This is a genomic window from Achromobacter sp. 77, assembly GCF_020541125.1.
In the GTDB taxonomy this organism is placed as follows: domain Bacteria; phylum Pseudomonadota; class Gammaproteobacteria; order Burkholderiales; family Burkholderiaceae_B; genus Achromobacter; species Achromobacter mucicolens.
Genome location: NZ_CP059848.1, coordinates 2,068,038 through 2,082,307, shown reverse-complemented (window position 1 = coordinate 2,082,307; position 14,270 = coordinate 2,068,038). Strand labels below are relative to the sequence as shown.

The 14,270-nt window shown below is 68.4% G+C and carries 15 protein-coding genes; 6 read left to right on the top strand and 9 right to left on the bottom strand.

Translation table 11 applies throughout. The annotated features are described in order from the left end of the window. The first annotated feature begins 33 nt into the window (after positions 1-33). The 4 genes from H4P35_RS09600 to H4P35_RS09585 are packed head-to-tail and all read left to right on the top strand — an operon-like array spanning position 34 to position 3,737. Positions 34-564, top strand: a complete 531-nt coding sequence (locus tag H4P35_RS09600) for a TRAP transporter small permease (RefSeq protein WP_056316068.1) — start codon at positions 34-36, stop codon at positions 562-564. Positions 565-577: 13 nt separating this feature from the next. After that, the gene (locus H4P35_RS09595; RefSeq protein WP_056316065.1) at positions 578-1,837 is read left to right on the top strand and encodes a TRAP transporter large permease; all 1,260 of its coding nucleotides are present in this window, start codon (positions 578-580) and stop codon (positions 1,835-1,837) included. 29 nt (positions 1,838-1,866) lie between these two features. Next, positions 1,867-2,730, top strand: a complete 864-nt coding sequence (locus H4P35_RS09590; RefSeq protein WP_175236184.1) for a transketolase — start codon at positions 1,867-1,869, stop codon at positions 2,728-2,730. Next, positions 2,727-3,737, top strand: coding sequence for a transketolase family protein (locus H4P35_RS09585; protein WP_056316060.1), 1,011 nt, complete (start codon positions 2,727-2,729; stop codon positions 3,735-3,737). The genes H4P35_RS09590 and H4P35_RS09585 overlap by 4 nt, the downstream gene beginning before the upstream one ends. A gap of 26 nt (positions 3,738-3,763) precedes the next feature. Here H4P35_RS09585 and H4P35_RS09580 read toward each other — a convergent pair whose 3' ends face one another. Continuing rightward, positions 3,764-5,002, bottom strand: a complete 1,239-nt coding sequence (locus H4P35_RS09580; protein ID WP_370638962.1) for an MFS transporter — start codon at positions 5,000-5,002, stop codon at positions 3,764-3,766. 92 nt (positions 5,003-5,094) lie between these two features. Between H4P35_RS09580 and H4P35_RS09575 the strand changes: the two genes are divergently transcribed. After that, entirely contained in the window at positions 5,095-5,553 is a 459-nt protein-coding gene (locus tag H4P35_RS09575) for a helix-turn-helix domain-containing protein (protein ID WP_226848750.1), read from the top strand. On the opposite strand, the gene H4P35_RS09570 is transcribed toward H4P35_RS09575, so the two are convergent. The 4 genes from H4P35_RS09570 to H4P35_RS09555 form a co-directional block, all read right to left on the bottom strand. Next, complete coding sequence (locus tag H4P35_RS09570) at positions 5,550-6,521, bottom strand: pyridoxamine 5'-phosphate oxidase family protein (RefSeq protein WP_226848749.1); 972 nt, start codon at positions 6,519-6,521, stop codon at positions 5,550-5,552. The genes H4P35_RS09575 and H4P35_RS09570 overlap by 4 nt on opposite strands. A gap of 30 nt (positions 6,522-6,551) precedes the next feature. Further along, positions 6,552-7,214: a glutathione S-transferase family protein gene (locus H4P35_RS09565; protein WP_226848747.1), complete on the bottom strand. Its 663-nt coding sequence runs from the start codon at positions 7,212-7,214 to the stop codon at positions 6,552-6,554. A gap of 104 nt (positions 7,215-7,318) precedes the next feature. After that, entirely contained in the window at positions 7,319-8,224 is a 906-nt protein-coding gene (locus tag H4P35_RS09560) for a LysR family transcriptional regulator (RefSeq protein WP_062842078.1), read from the bottom strand. A gap of 125 nt (positions 8,225-8,349) precedes the next feature. Further along, positions 8,350-9,234 carry a LysR substrate-binding domain-containing protein gene (locus H4P35_RS09555; RefSeq protein ID WP_062841832.1) on the bottom strand — a complete coding sequence of 295 codons (885 nt, stop codon included), beginning with the start codon at positions 9,232-9,234 and terminating at the stop codon, positions 8,350-8,352. 122 nt (positions 9,235-9,356) lie between these two features. Between H4P35_RS09555 and H4P35_RS09550 the strand changes: the two genes are divergently transcribed. Beyond that, the gene (locus tag H4P35_RS09550) at positions 9,357-10,031 is read left to right on the top strand and encodes a flavodoxin family protein (protein ID WP_056316046.1); all 675 of its coding nucleotides are present in this window, start codon (positions 9,357-9,359) and stop codon (positions 10,029-10,031) included. Here H4P35_RS09550 and H4P35_RS09545 read toward each other — a convergent pair. The 4 genes from H4P35_RS09545 to H4P35_RS09530 all read right to left on the bottom strand — a co-directional run bounded on the left by H4P35_RS09545 (position 9,971) and on the right by H4P35_RS09530 (position 14,223). Beyond that, a complete protein-coding gene (locus H4P35_RS09545) occupies positions 9,971-10,843 on the bottom strand; it encodes an AraC family transcriptional regulator (RefSeq protein ID WP_226848745.1) in 873 nt (290 codons plus the stop codon). The two genes, H4P35_RS09550 and H4P35_RS09545, sit on opposite strands and share 61 nt — an antisense overlap. 20 nt (positions 10,844-10,863) lie before the next feature. Beyond that, positions 10,864-11,823, bottom strand: a complete 960-nt coding sequence (locus H4P35_RS09540) for a proline dehydrogenase family protein (RefSeq protein WP_226848743.1) — start codon at positions 11,821-11,823, stop codon at positions 10,864-10,866. A 72-nt stretch (positions 11,824-11,895) separates the two neighbouring features. Beyond that, complete coding sequence (locus H4P35_RS09535) at positions 11,896-12,804, bottom strand: DMT family transporter (RefSeq protein WP_062841835.1); 909 nt, start codon at positions 12,802-12,804, stop codon at positions 11,896-11,898. Between the two features lie 171 nt (positions 12,805-12,975). Beyond that, positions 12,976-14,223: a D-amino acid dehydrogenase gene (locus H4P35_RS09530; protein WP_179688802.1), complete on the bottom strand. Its 1,248-nt coding sequence runs from the start codon at positions 14,221-14,223 to the stop codon at positions 12,976-12,978. Positions 14,224-14,270: the final 47 nt, after the last annotated feature.

Here is a 14,270-nt window from a genome sequence, read left to right as displayed (position 1 = left end):
ACGGCGGCGGACCGGCACAAGGCAGGAGACAACATGAATACCGATCGACACGGATGGGTCGGCAGGGTCATCGACGGCATATGCCGCGTGGTCCTGTGGCTGTCCACCACGGTGATCTTCGTGATCCTCGTCGTCAACACCGCGCTGCGCTACGCAACCGGTTCAAGCCTGGAATGGGCCAATGAGATCCCCGAGCTGCTCTTTCCCTGGCTCGTCATGTCGGGGGTCGTGCTGGCTGCGCTGCACAACGCGCATATCGCCACCACATTCCTGATGGACGCCTTGCCCGCGCACGCCCGCCGCCTGGTCGCGACCGTGGCCTGGAGCGTGGTCGCCGTGCTGTACGCGACGCTGTCCTGGGCGACGTTCAACATGATCGAGATCGTCCACGACGAAAAATCCCCCATTCTGCAGATGCCCGGCTCGCTTACCTACGGGTGCGTGATGGGCGGCATGCTGCTGCTCGCCGTGCTGGCGGCGCAGTCGGCCTGGCAGAGCTGGCGTAGCCGCGACGCCGCGGCGCAGCCCGACGGCGAGCCGCAGGCGCCCGCCGTGCACTGGTGACGGGAGAACAGCCATGAGTGCATTGATACTGGTCGTCTTCATGGGCGCCGCCGTCGCGGCCATGCCCATCGCCCACGCCCTGCTGGTCGCCGCGATGGCCGCGGTCGCCAGCACGGACCGCGTGCCCCTGGATGTGGTGGTGCAGCAGATGGTCGCGCAGGTGCAGAGCTTTCCTCTCATCGCCATTCCGTTCTTCATGCTGACCGGCTCCCTGATGATGGGCGGCAAGCTTGGCGAGGCGCTGGTCGGCGTGCTGTCGGCACTGATCGGCCGCTATCACGGCGGCCCCGCGCAGGTGGGCGTTCTGTCGTCCACGCTGTTCGGCGGCGTGTCGGGTTCGGCGGTGGCGGACGCGTCTGCCATCGGCTCGCTGATGATTCCCTGGCACAAGCGGCTGGGCTATCCGGCCGCGTTCTCGGCCGCCACGCTGGCAGCCGCCGCCACGATCGACATCCTGATTCCGCCGTCGATCCCCTTGATCCTGTTCGCCCTGACGGCCAACGCCTCCATCGCGTCGCTGTTCGTCGCGGGCGTGCTGCCCGGCCTGTTGTTGTGCGGCGGCTTCATGTTTGCGTGCTGGTGGGTGGGCCGCCGCCGCAACTTCCCGCGGGACAGGTCGCCCTTCAACGGCGCCGCCTTCCGCCGGCACCTGCTGTATGCGCTGCCCGCCGTGGTGCTGCCGCTGCTCATCATCGTGTTCCTGCGGTTCGGCATCGCCACGCCGACCGAGGTCGCGGTCCTGTCCACGCTCTACGCGGGCCTGGTGTCCGCCGTGATGTACCGGGATCTGTCGTGGTCGCGGCTGAACGCCGCCATCGTCCACGCGGGACTGGCGACCGGCGTGGTGCTGCTGGTGATCATGGCCTCGTCCGCCATCGGCTGGCTGCTGACGTTCGACCAGACGCCTCAGGGCATCGCGCATTGGGTGCAGGAGAATGTCCATGCCAAATGGCTGGTCATCCTGCTGATGAACCTGATGATGCTGTTTCTTGGCATGTTCATCGACCTGCCCGCCGCAGTGCTGCTGCTGGCGCCGGTCTTCGTTCCGCTGGCGCAGAGCATCGGCATGGACATGACGCAGCTGGGCGTGATGATGGTGGTGAACCTGGCGATCGGGCTGTACACGCCGCCCGTGGGCACCACGCTTTTCATCACCAGCGCACTGGCCAAGGTAAAGGTGGGCCAGACCGTGCGCGAGCTGGCGCCCTTCTATCTGGTCGCGTTTGCGGTGCTGGGACTCGTGTCCTACGTGCCCGCCAGCATCCTGCAATGAACCCCCACACCATGAATAGGGAGCTTCGAATGGAGCAATCCAAGTCTTTGAGCGATCTGGCGGCCGCCGCGTGGCGCATCCGCCGCTACGCGGTCCGCATGGGCGAAGTCCAGGGCCAGGGCTACATCGGCCAGGCGCTCGGCTGGGCCGACGTGCTGGCCGTGGCCTACCGCCATGCGATGAACGTGCAGCCTGGCGACCCGCAATGGGAGGGCCGTGACCGCTTTCTGCTGTCGCACGGCCACTATGCCATCGCGCACTATGCAGCCCTGATCGAAGCCGGCGTGATTCCGGAAAGCGAACTGGAGACCTATGGCAGCGACGACAGCCGCCTGCCCATGTCGGGCATGGCGACCTACACGCCGGGCATGGAGATATCTGGCGGATCGCTGGGCCAGGGCCTGTCCATCGGCGTCGGCATTGCGCTGGGGCTCAAGCACAAGCGCAATCCGGCGTTCGTCTACAACTCGATGTCGGACGGCGAACTGGACGAGGGCTCGACCTGGGAAGCAGCGATGGGCGCCGCGCACCATGAACTGGACAACCTCATCTGCCTGGTCGACATCAACAACCAGCAGGCGGACGGGCCGTCGGGCAAGGTGCTGGGCTTTGAGCCGCTGGCCGACAAGTGGGCCGCCTTTGGCTGGCATGTGCAGCGCGTGGACGGCAACGACCTGGCCGCCGTCATCCAGGCGTTCGACACCGCGCGCGCCCTGCCCGACGCCAAGCCGCGGGTCATCCTGTTCGATACCCGGATGGGCAAGGGCATTCCCTTCCTTGAGCAGCGCGAAAAGAACCACTTCATCCGCGTCGATCCGCCGGAATGGCAACAGGCGCTGGACATCCTGGACCAGAACCGCCCCACCCCCACGACCGAAGGAGCCTGGTCATGAGCAGCGCCAGCACCCAGCAAAAACCCCGCCTCACCACGTCGGCCATGATCGCGTCGATTGCCTCCGAGGGGCAGCGCGTCCGGGCTGCCCCCTTCGGCAAGGCGCTGGTCGAATACGCCGCGTCCAATCCGCAGGTCGTCGGCCTGACGGCAGACCTGGCCAAGTACACCGACCTGCACCTGTTTGCGCAGGCCTACCCCGAACGCTTCCACCAGATGGGCATGGCCGAGCAGCTGCTAATGGGCGCCGCCGGCGGCATGGCCAAGGAAGGCCTCGTGCCGTTCGCCACGACCTATGCGGTATTCGGCACGCGGCGCGCCTACGACTTCATCCATCAGGTCATCGCCGAGGAGAACCTCAACGTCAAGATCTGCTGCGCGCTGCCGGGCCTGACGACGGGTTACGGTCCCAGCCACCAGGCCACCGAAGACCTGGCGATGATGCGCGGCATTCCGGGCCTGACCATCGTCGACCCCTGCGACGCGCTGGACATCGAACAGGCCGTGCCGCAGATCGCCGAACACCAGGGTCCGGTGTACATGCGCCTGCTGCGCGGCCAGGTGCCCGCGGTACTGGATGACATCGAGGGCTACCGATTCGAGCTGGGCAAGGCCAAAATGCTGCGCGAAGGCGCCGACGTGCTCATCATTTCGAGCGGCATCATGACGATGCGCGCGCTGGAGGCCGCCGAGGATCTGGCGCGCGACAACATCGGCGTGGCGGTGATGCACAGCCCGACCATCAAGCCGCTGGACGAGGCCAGCCTGGTCGAGGCGGTGCGTTACAAGCACCGGCTGGTCGTCGTGGCCGAGAACCATTCGGTGATCGGCGGACTGGGCGAGGCCGTCGCCAGCGCCCTGCTGCGGCATCGTGTGCAACCGGCCGGATTCCAGCTGGCCGGGTTGCCGGACGCGTTCCTGGATGCCGGCGCCCTGCCCACCCTGCATGACCGCTACGGCATCAGCCGTGAAGCGCTGGCCGGCCGCATCAAGCGCTGGCTGGGCTGAACGGCAAGCGGCGGGCGCGCACGCCGTCAGGCGCGCGCCCGCCCCTGCCTTGCACAGTTGGCGCGCGGCGCCGTCGCCGCCCAGAACACCAATGCCGCCACGCTGATGCCCGCGCCCAACGCGCAAACGCCCAGCCACCCGGCGCGCGCATACACGGCCGTCGCGGCAATGGAGCCCAGGCCGCTGCCCACCGCGTAGAACATCATGTAGCCCGCGACCAGGCGGCTGTGCGCCTGCGCGCTGATGCTGAAGATCATGGCCTGGTTGGTCACGTGCAGCGCCTGCGCCGCCAGGTCCAGCACCAACACGCCCAGCGCAAGCAGCCACAGGCTGTGGTCCAGCAAGGCAATGGGAACCCAGGCCACGCACAGCAGGGCCAAGCCCAGCGCGGTGGTGCGCTGGCCGTGCCCGGCGTCGGCCAGACGGCCGGCGCGCGCCGCCATCAGCACGCCCGCGACGCCCACCAATCCGAATGCCCCCACCGCCGTGTGCGACAGCGAATGCGGCGGCGCGCTCAGCGGCAGCACCAGTGCCGTCCAGAACGCGCCGAACGCGGCGAACATCAAGAGCGCGATCATGCCGCGCACTCGCAGCACGCGCTCGGTCGCGAGAAGCGTGAAGACCGAGCGCAGCAACGCGCCATAACCCAGCCCGGCCACGGGCAGGCGCCGCCGCGGCAGCCAGCGGGCCAGCACCAGCGCCAGCAACGCCGAAAAGCAGGCCGACACCACGTAGACCGCGCGCCAGCCCCACAGATCCGCCAGGGCGCCGGCCAGCGTGCGAGCCAGCAACAGGCCGATCACCACCCCGCCCTGCGCCGCGCCCACCACGCGCCCGCGCTCTGCCGGTGCGGCCAGGGCCGCGGACAGCGCAAGCAGACCCTGCGTCATCGCCGTGCCGAGCAAGCCCAACGCCACCATGCCGGCCAGCAGCCAGGGCGAACTTGCCGACGCCGCCACCGCCGCCAGAGCCAGCACCAGCAGTGCCAGCTGCGCCAGCATCAGTCGCCGCCGGTCCAGCAGGTCGCCCAGCGGCACGACGAAGAACAGTGCCAGCGCGCAGCCCAGTTGCGTGGCCGTGACGACGATGCCCACCGCACCCTCATCCATGCGGAACTCGCGGCCGATCGCATCAAGCAGCGGCTGTGCGTAATACACATTGGCAACGCTCAGCGCGCAGGCCGCAGCCAACAGCAGCACCAGCGCGGGCGGCATCGAGGGTATCTCGTCGTATCCCGGCGCGCGGGATCGGGCGGTTGGCATCATGATCCATCTGGTTTTATAAAGAAACCAGAATGCTAGTTCATGAGGTTTTATAATGCAACCACCTTCACCCTCAGCCAGCGCAAGGAATCCGCATGGTCAAACGCACCAGCCTTGAAGGCGCCGCCTGCCCGGTTGCGCGCTCGCTCGACGCCATTGGCGATTGGTGGTCGCTGCTTATCGTGCGGGACGCCTTCGACGGCCTGCGCCGGTTTGGCGAATTCCAGAAGAACCTGGGCATGGCCAAGAACATCCTGAGCGACCGGCTGCGCACGCTGGTCGCGCACGGCATCCTGGCCGTCGCCCCGGCGTCCGACGGCAGCGCGTATCAGGAGTACGTGCTGACGGAAAAAGGCGAGGCGCTGTTTCCGGTGATCGTCGGGTTGCGCCAATGGGGCGAGGACCACTATTTCGGACCGGACGAGCCGCACTCGACGTTGATCGATCGCCAGCGCGGCCAGCCGGTGCAACGCATGGAGATCCGCGCGCAGGACGGCCGGCCGCTGCGCCCCGGCGACACGGTCGTGCGCAAGGTGGCGCAAGACAGCCGCTAGGCCGCGGCAGGCCACCGCCCCGTCGCCAATGCCGTGGGCGACCAGGCATCGAAGCGCCAGCGCAAGGCCAGCGCGCCAGGCCGCCTGACCACCCGGCGCACATGCACGCGCCACAGGCGTTCGGCGCCTTGGAAGGCCGAGATTTCCGGGCTGTCCAGAATCACCTCCGCCCTTCCCGTCAGTTGCAGCACGTCGCCGCGTTCGAAGTCGATGAACAGCAGCCCCGCGACGGGATTGGCGGCCAGATTGCCCAGCGTATTGAAGAACCGGTTGCCCGAGAAGTCCGGAATGGTCAGCACATCGCCATCCACCCGCACGAAGCCCGGCTTGCCGCCCCGGTGCGAGACATCGACGGCGCGTCCGCCCACGCTTTCATCGCGGTCCGCATAGCTGGCCACAAAGAAGGTGTCGGACACCGAGATCAGGGCGCGCGCCGCGTCATCCAGCCCCGCGCGCTCCTCCCGCGCGGCGGCAAAGCGCAGCGACGGCGAACGCGCAAAGAAAAAATCCCGCGACTGGATGTACTGCGGACAGTTGCCAAACGACTGCGCCACCGCCACGTCAAAGCGCTTGCCGTCCCACGCCGCAATGCGGCCGTTCATGCGGTTGCGCCGGCGGGTGTGCAGCTCGATGCCAAGCAATCCCACCGGCTTGCCCAGTCCCAGTCCCGCGCGCAACGGGTCGTCCGCGTCCGGCATGGCGGCGATGCGCAACGTGTGCGGGTCCGGCGACACGGCAAAGCCGGGCTGCCCTTCCAGGATGCCGGCCCACGGATCGCCTTGGTCGTCGACCGCGCCGGCCACCACGAACGGCAACTGCGCGAAGAATTCGCGGTGTTGATCGGGCATGTAGTCGCGGATGACCTTGCGGCCGACCATGTCCATGCGCGCGGCAACGCCCGCGTGCGCTTGCAGTTGTAATTCACCCTCGTGCCAGGGCGACGGCGTGGTGTTTTCGGGAAGGTCCATGGCAATGTCCTCGCGGTCGATTGGCGGGAATCAGGCGGCCAGCAGGCCCACTGGCGACGATTCCATGGGAACGAAGCGCGGCAGGTTCTCGATGCGGCTCAGCCACGCGCGGATCCGCGGATAGTCCGCCAGCGACACGTTGCCTTCAGGCGCATGCGCCACGTAGGCATAGCAGGCCACATCGGCGATGGTGGGCTCGCTGCCAGCCAGGAAGTCGCGCTGCGCAAGTTCGCTTTCCATCACGGCAAGCAGCGCATGCGCGCGCGCCAGCGTGGCGTCGACATCCAGCGGCGCGCCAAACAGCGTCACGAGCCGCGCCGACGCCGGACCGCCCGCCAGCGGCCCGGACGCCACCGACAACCAGCGCTGCACGGCCGCGGCGCCCGCCGCATCCTCGGGCAGCCAGGCCCCGCCGCCGTAGCGCTTGGCCAGGTACACCAGGATGGCGGTCGAGTCGGCCACCACCACGCCGTTGTCGTCGATGACCGGCACCTGGCCGAAGGCGTTGAGCGCCAGGAATTCGGGACGCTTCTGCTCACGCTGACGCAGATCCACGTCGATGCGTTGGTGCGGCACGTCCAGCAGCGACAGCATCAGCGCGACACGATGCGCGTGGCCGGAAAGCGCGAAGCTGTAGAACTTGAGCGGAGCGGCGGCTTGCGCCGGGGCGGAGTGCAAGGAGGTGGATGGCATCGGAGGCTCTCAGGTGGATTCGAGCCACCATCTTGAGCCTGCCCGCGCCAATGGAGAACGGCCGGCGCCGGCAAGACACTCTTGCCGGAAATGAAATAAACCGGTCAGGCCGGCAGCGCCGCCAGGTCGCGGCGCAGCGCCTCGACACAGAAATCGACAAAGCTGCGCACCTTGGCCGAGCTTTTGCGCCCTTCCGGATACACCAGATGGACGGGCACGGGCGGCATCTCGAAGTCGCGCAGCACCACCTGCAAGGCGCCGCTGGCCAGGTGCGGGGCCACCTGATAAGACATCACCTGGGTCAGGCCCCACCCTTCCCGGGCAGCCGCCACGGCCGCCTGGAACGAGGTGACGGTCAATTGCGACTGCATGTTCAAGCGAAGGCTCTGGCCGTCCTGCAGGAAGCGCCATTGCGGCCCGCGGCCTTCCATGGCCGCGGTGATGGTGCAGAAGCGATGCAGCGATTCGGGGTCGGCCGGCTCGCCATGGGCGCTCAGGAATCCCGGCGCGGCGCACACCACCCGGCGCACATGACCCACCGGCACCGCTGTCAGCGACGAGTCCGGCAGCGCGCCGATGCGCACGGCCACGTCGATGTCCTCGTCCACCAGGTTCACCACGCGGTCCACCAGCAGCGCGCGCAGCGACACCTGGCGATGCCCGCGCAGATAGCCCAGCACCGCCGGCATCACGTGCAGCTCGCCGAACAGCGCGGGCGCGGTGATGGACAGCGCGCCGCGCGGCACCGCCATCGCGCCCGCCGCGGCGTCATCGGCCTGCTCGACCTCGTCGAGAATGCGGCGGCAATCGGCGGCGTAGCGCTGGCCGGCCTCGGTCAGGCGCAGGCTGCGTGTCGTGCGCACCAGCAGCAAGGCGCCCAGGCGGCGTTCGAGCGCGGCGACGCTGCGCGTGACGCTGGGCGCGGACATCTCCAGCCGGCGCGCTGCCGCGGCAAAGCCGCCCGCGTCGGCAACCGCAAGAAATACCGTCATTTCGTGGAATCGGTTCACGGCGGGGCGCACTCCGTAGTCTGAAAACGCGAATGCCGCACACGGGCGGCGACGTCAATGTACCCGCTCGTGCGCCTCCTGTCCCGCCGCGTACGCGCACCACGGATGCCGCGCGCGGCCGGCCACTAGCCTTGGAAGGCCTTGCGCAACCATGCAAGGAATGCCTTGACGGGCGGATGACGCTCGCGCCCCGGCGCGCACAGCGCAGTGTAGGCCGCGCCCGGCACCCGGACCTCGGGCCGATAAGGCGCCAGCGTGCCCGCGGCCACGCTGTCGGACACCATCACCGAACTGGCCAGCACCAGGCCCTGCCCGGCAATGGCGGCCTGCAGCGCGTAGTGTTCCTCGGTGTAGGCGTGCTCCGCCACCGGCCGCTTCCATGCCGGCAGGCCGGCGGCTTCGCACCACGCCTGCCACCCCTGTTCGTATAAGGGCGAGTCGCGCCAGCGCACCGTCACCAGGGCCGGCGCCCGCCGGCCCGCACGGGCAACCTGCGCCGGCGCGCCGTATACCCCGAACCATTCGGGCAGCGCGCAGGCCGCGTGCAATGCGGGATAGCGCGCCCGGCTGTACCGGATGGCGACGTCCACGCTGGCGTCCTTCAGCAGGTCCACGGGATCAGGCGACGTATCCAGACGCACTTGATACTGCGGGTAGGCCTCGTGAAAGCGCCCCAGCCGGGGCACGAGCCACAACGCCGCAAAGGAATGCGTCGTGGACACGGTGAGCGCGCCGGATTCCGGCGCGGGCCGCAAGGCGTCCAGCGTCTGCGCCACGTCCAGCAACGCGCCGTGCACGCCGGCAAAGAGGCGCGCCCCCTGGTCGGTCAGCCGCACGCCGCGCGGAACGCGATCGAACAGCGCGCACCCCACATGGCGTTCCAGTGCCTTGACCTGATGCGACACCGCCGTCGGGGTGACGGACAGTTCGGCTGCGGCCAGCTTGAAACTGCGCAGCCGCGCGGCGGCCTCGAACGTGCGCAGCGCAGTGACGGGAAGCGTGGCGAACATGGGCGATTCCTGAGATGAACAGGATTCATCTTAGTGAAGGAATCGTCAGTTGTCGCGGCCCTGCCTGGAGATCAGGATTACCTATCCGAACGTAGTCCCAGCATTTCACCAAGGAGCCAAGAATGAATTCAAATCACCCAAAACAACGATTGCTGATCCTGGTGGGCAGCCCGCGCCGCAATGGCAACAGCGCGGCGTTGGCCCACGCCGCGCGCCAGGGCGCGCAGGCGGCTGGCATTTCGGCCTCCCTCTTTTTCCTGGATGACTACATCCAGGGCCTGCTGCCCGATCTGCGCCATGCCAAACCGCCCGCCGACCGGTACGCCGAACTTTTCCTGGACCATTTCCTGCCGGCCGATGGCGTGCTGTTCTGCACGCCCATCTACTGGTATGGAATGTCGGCGCAGACCAAGGCGTTCTTTGACCGATCTTTCAGCCACTACGCGGGTTCCGGCCCCGAACCCGAACGCGTCAAGGCACGCATGGCCGGCAAGCGGCTCGGACTGACGGTGGCGTCCGAAGAGACCTATCCCGGCGCGGCGCTGGGCATCGTGCATCAGGTGCAGGAGTTTGCGCGCTACACGCATTCCGACTTCGTGGGATATGTGCACGGCGCGGGCAACCGGCGCGGCGAGGTGGCGCTGGATCCGCGGCGCCCGCTGGCCGCCGCGCAGGCACTGGGCGCGGAATTCTTCACGCGCAAATATTCGGATTACCGGCTTGAAACGCCCCGCAGTCACAACGTCTGGGAGCCCACCGCGCCGGCTCTCACCAGCACGCCGGGCGGACTGCCGTAGACCTGCTTGAACACCCGCGTCAGGTGCGCCTGATCGGCAAAACCCACCGCCTGCGCCGCGTCCGCCAACGGCAAGCCGCCGCGCAGCAGCACCCGCGCGCGCGCCACGCGCCAGTTGCGCAGCCACGCTTGCGGCGGTAATCCGTAACGCCGCGCAAACTGCTTGACCAGCGTGGTCCGATGACGATCCTGCGCCTGCGCCAGCGCTTGCAGGTCGGGCGCGCAGGACGGATCCGCGGCCATGCGCGCAAGCAGCATGGCGCAGACGTCGGTGATGGCGGATAGGTCATCGGAGGGGGGGGCTGCGGGCTTACCGGCTTCGGGCGTACCGGCAGCGGGCGTCCCGCTTTCGTCCAGCGCCTCGCCGTGCGCGGCCAGCGTGCCGAACAGGGCCGCGGACAGGCGTGCGCTGCGTTCGGCGGGCGCGATCTCGTCGGGCGTCAACGCCTCCAGCCATTGCGCGCACAGGGCGGCATCCGCGATCACCGGTCCCGCCAGCCGCGCACCCTGCGCATGCAGCGCGCGAGCATGGTCCTGGAACCAGGCAGGATCGATGTACGCCATGCGATACGCGAGCGGTCCGGCGGCCGTGCCGCCCGTGTGTACCTGCCCCGGCGCGATCACCACCAGTTCGCCCGCGCAGGCGGCGTGGGTCTCCCCCTGCACGGTGAAGTCGCACCGGCCATGCTCGATGGCGCCGATGGACCAGGCGTCGTGAAAATGCGGCGCGTACCGGTAGGCGCGCAGGTCCGCGATCAGCACGTCGCCGGGCAGTCCCGCGCCGCAATGCCAGATGTGTTGAGAAACCGCCATGTTGCGCCAGCCAGTCGCGGCTATCCGAAGTAATGCCCGTCCGAGGTCAGCGAACGGGCCAGGAGCCACGCATTGCGAGGATTTTCGCCGACGCGGCGGATGGCATACGGCCACCAGTCCGCGCCGAACGGAAGATAAACCCTGACGTTATAGCCCAATCCGCGCAGCGCAATCTGCCAGTCCGGACGCACGCCGTAGAGCATTTCGAATTCAAATCCCTCGGCGGGCCAGCCGCGCTCGCGCGCCAGATCGACGATGGCCCCGGCCAGCCGGTCGTCGTGCGTGCCGAACACCGGGTAAAAACCCGATTCGCGGGCCTCGCGCGACAACATGATGGACGCCGCGTCCAGATAGGCCTGGTCGATGCGCGCGCGCCCCGCGTGGTCCAGCGCGCGCTCGGGGAAGGCGCCTTTCACCAGCCGCAGCGATGTGCGCTCCCGGATCGCCCAGGCCAGATCCTCGGGCGTGCGCCGACGCCGCGCCTGCAGCGTAAGGCCCGCCGGCAGGCCCTCGGCCAGCAGTGTCCGGTGCAGCGCACAGGTGCGATCGCGGATGCCGGAATCTTCCATGTCCAGCACCAGCCAGTCCCGCCCCGTGCGCGAGGCGGCCTGCACCGCCTTGCCGATACGGCGCGCGTTTTCCTCGCCCAGGGCGTCGGCGTGCATGTAGCCGATGGCCGTGGGGTCGACGGAGACATGCACGTCCAGGCCCACGCCCGCCAACGCCCGGCAGGCGTCGATGGCTTGCCCGACGTTGTGGTCGATGGCGGCGCGATCCGCCACGTACTCGCCCAGATAGAAGAGCGACGCGCGGATGCCGTGCGCCTCGCGCAGTCTCACGGCGGTGCGCACGGCTTCGTCCACGCCGGCGCCGCCGACGAACCGGCGCGCCAGCGATGTCCGGGCGGCCATCGCCCGCATCGCCAGGCCGACCGCCGGGCTCCGGGCCAGCGCAATTGTGGTCTTTTGAAAAATGCTCATCGCCTCACCGCGCAAAGCGGCCACTATGCGTCGGCGGCGGGCGCCTGTCTTGAACGCCCGTGAACGGCGGGGCTACGCCTTGCCGGCCGCCAGCGCGCGCCCGGCGCCAAACAGCGGCCGCTGCACGGTCTGCGCCAGCAGCACGCCCGCCAGCGTGACCGCGCCGCCCAGGACGTGATAGCGCTGCAGGTGCTCGCGCAGCATCACGAAAGCGGCCAGCGCGGTAAAGAGCGGCAGCAGGTTGATGAAGATGCTGCAGCGGTTCGGGCCCAAGCGGTGCACACCTTCGATCCAGAGGTACGACAGCAGCACCGACGAGAAAATGCCGGCGTACAGGATCAGCGGAATGGTATTGGTGTCCAGCGCGGCCTGGGCGGCCGGCACCCGCAGGTAGAGCGGAAGCATATAGATCAGCGCAAAAATCGACTGCACAAAGGTGGACTGCCAGGCGGGCACCGGCACCTTCCAGTGGCGCAGCAGCACGCCGTACAGCGCGTACGACAACGCGGCCAGCAGCATCAGGCCGTCGCCCACGTGCACGCCATGCTGGAACACGCTCAGCATGTCGCCCTGCCCGACCAGGTACAAGAGTCCCAGAAACGACAACGCCCCGCCCGCGGCCATGCCGAGCGTCAGCGGATCGCGCAGGATCACGACGCTGCCCAGCATGCTGAGCAGCGGAATCAGCGCCGTCAGGATGGCCATGTTGGTGGCGGTGGTGGTTTCGGCCGCCCGGTACGACAGCGCCTGGAAAACCGCCGACGACAGCGCGCCGTACAGCGCCAGCTTCGGCCAGTGCCGCAGGATGACCCTGCGATTGCGCCACGCGGGACGGGCCGTGAACAGCCCCATGAGGAACAGCGCCAGCAGCAGGCGGTAGAAGGTGATGGCGGTGGGAGAGATGGCGCTGGCGGCCATCTTGGAGACGATGACGTTGCCCGCCCAGAACAGGATGGCGAACAACGGAAACAGATAGGACATGGTGGAAGGCTCGAAGGAGGGATCGGCTCCTTCGCGCCCGCAAGAATGCGGTCTGGCGAAGGAGTGATCGTCATCCTATTGAGCCCGCGTCAGCCCGTCTGCCGACGAAATGGCATGTGCTATCGCAAAATGGACATTGCCCTTGCCGGCGCCGCGTTCACGCTTCGAGGTTCAGGGCTTGAACGGCGCCGGATCCAGCGGCAGCTCCAGGCCGCCCATTTGCGCCGTCAGCAACGCCGCGCTGCCGCAGGCCAAGGTAAACCCCAGCGCCCCCTGCCCCACGTTCAGCCACAGATTGTCGGCTGCCGGGCTGCGGCCGATCAGCGGCTTACCGGTGGGCGTGGCCGGGCGCAGGCCCGCCCACGGAATGGCCTGGCGCAGGTCCAGTTGCGGGAAGGCTTCGAGCACTTGTTTTTTCAGAAGACCGACGCGAGCGGGGTCGATGTCGGCGTTGTTGCTGCCGATGTCCACCATGGCCGCGATCCGCAGCACGCCGCCGACGCGGGCGTAGACGATGCGCCGTTCGTAGTCGGTCACGCTGATGCGCGGCGCCACGGTGTCGTCGTCTGCCAGCGGCACGGTCAGGCTGTAGCCCTTCAGGGGGTACAGCGGCACGTCGTGGCCCAGGGGCCCCAGCAAGGCGCGGGTGCCGATGCCCGTGGCCAGCACGACGGCGTCGGCGCCGATGTCGCCGTCGCGCGTGTTGACCGCGACGATGCGGCGGCCTTCGCGCTGCAGGCCGGACACCGGGTTGGACATGGCGCACTGCACGTTACCCAGGCCTTGCAGGCGGTCGAACAGCGCTTCGGTGAACTGGCGGCAGTCGCCGGCTTCTTCGCTGGGGGTATAGATGGCGCCCGCCAGGCTGGTGCCCATGCCGGCTAGCGCCGGTTCGCGCGCCACGGTCTGGGCGGCATCGAGCACCTGCTGGTCCGCGCCGTGCGCCGCCTGGTACGCCACCAGCGCGCGCGCCTTTTCCAGCAGGTCGGGGCTGCGGTAGGCGATGAGCTTGCCGTTCTTCAGGTGGCCGAAAGCCAGGTCTTCCTGTTCCAGCAACGAGTGCATGACATCACGGCTGAGGTAGGACAGCGTCAGCATCTGGGCGGTGGACGCCTTGGCGACCGAGGCGCGGCAGGCCAGCGCAAATTGCAGGCACCAGCGCCACTGATGCGGGTCCAGGCGGGGCCGGAACCGCAGCGGCGAATCATGGCGCAGCAGCCAGCCCGGCACGCTGGGCAGCACGCCGGGCCCGGCCAGCGGCGCCACATAGCTGTAGCTGAGCTGACCGCCATTGGCATAGCTGGAGACTTCCGCCGGGCGGGGCTGGCTGTCGACCAGCACCACGTCATGACCCTGGCGCGCCAGGAAATAGGCCGACGTCACACCGACGACGCCGGCGCCAATTACGCAAACGCGCATACCGTTATCCAAGTAGACCGCGAACACGGCCATTCTGTAACGGCCGC

Bases quoted from the DNA above. Each gene is read 5' to 3' on its own strand.
- H4P35_RS09600 (WP_056316068.1), top strand. From the start codon at position 34: ATGAATACCGATCGACACGGATGGGTCGGCAGGGTCATCGACGGCATA.
- H4P35_RS09595 (WP_056316065.1), top strand. From the start codon at position 578: ATGAGTGCATTGATACTGGTCGTCTTCATGGGCGCCGCCGTCGCGGCC.
- H4P35_RS09590 (WP_175236184.1), top strand. From the start codon at position 1,867: ATGGAGCAATCCAAGTCTTTGAGCGATCTGGCGGCCGCCGCGTGGCGC.
- H4P35_RS09585 (WP_056316060.1), top strand. From the start codon at position 2,727: ATGAGCAGCGCCAGCACCCAGCAAAAACCCCGCCTCACCACGTCGGCC.
- H4P35_RS09580 (WP_370638962.1), bottom strand. From the start codon at position 5,002: ATGATGCCAACCGCCCGATCCCGCGCGCCGGGATACGACGAGATACCC.
- H4P35_RS09575 (WP_226848750.1), top strand. From the start codon at position 5,095: ATGGTCAAACGCACCAGCCTTGAAGGCGCCGCCTGCCCGGTTGCGCGC.
- H4P35_RS09570 (WP_226848749.1), bottom strand. From the start codon at position 6,521: ATGGACCTTCCCGAAAACACCACGCCGTCGCCCTGGCACGAGGGTGAA.
- H4P35_RS09565 (WP_226848747.1), bottom strand. From the start codon at position 7,214: ATGCCATCCACCTCCTTGCACTCCGCCCCGGCGCAAGCCGCCGCTCCG.
- H4P35_RS09555 (WP_062841832.1), bottom strand. From the start codon at position 9,234: ATGTTCGCCACGCTTCCCGTCACTGCGCTGCGCACGTTCGAGGCCGCC.
- H4P35_RS09550 (WP_056316046.1), top strand. From the start codon at position 9,357: ATGAATTCAAATCACCCAAAACAACGATTGCTGATCCTGGTGGGCAGC.
- H4P35_RS09545 (WP_226848745.1), bottom strand. From the start codon at position 10,843: ATGGCGGTTTCTCAACACATCTGGCATTGCGGCGCGGGACTGCCCGGC.
- H4P35_RS09540 (WP_226848743.1), bottom strand. From the start codon at position 11,823: ATGAGCATTTTTCAAAAGACCACAATTGCGCTGGCCCGGAGCCCGGCG.
- H4P35_RS09535 (WP_062841835.1), bottom strand. From the start codon at position 12,804: ATGTCCTATCTGTTTCCGTTGTTCGCCATCCTGTTCTGGGCGGGCAAC.
- H4P35_RS09530 (WP_179688802.1), bottom strand. From the start codon at position 14,223: ATGCGCGTTTGCGTAATTGGCGCCGGCGTCGTCGGTGTGACGTCGGCC.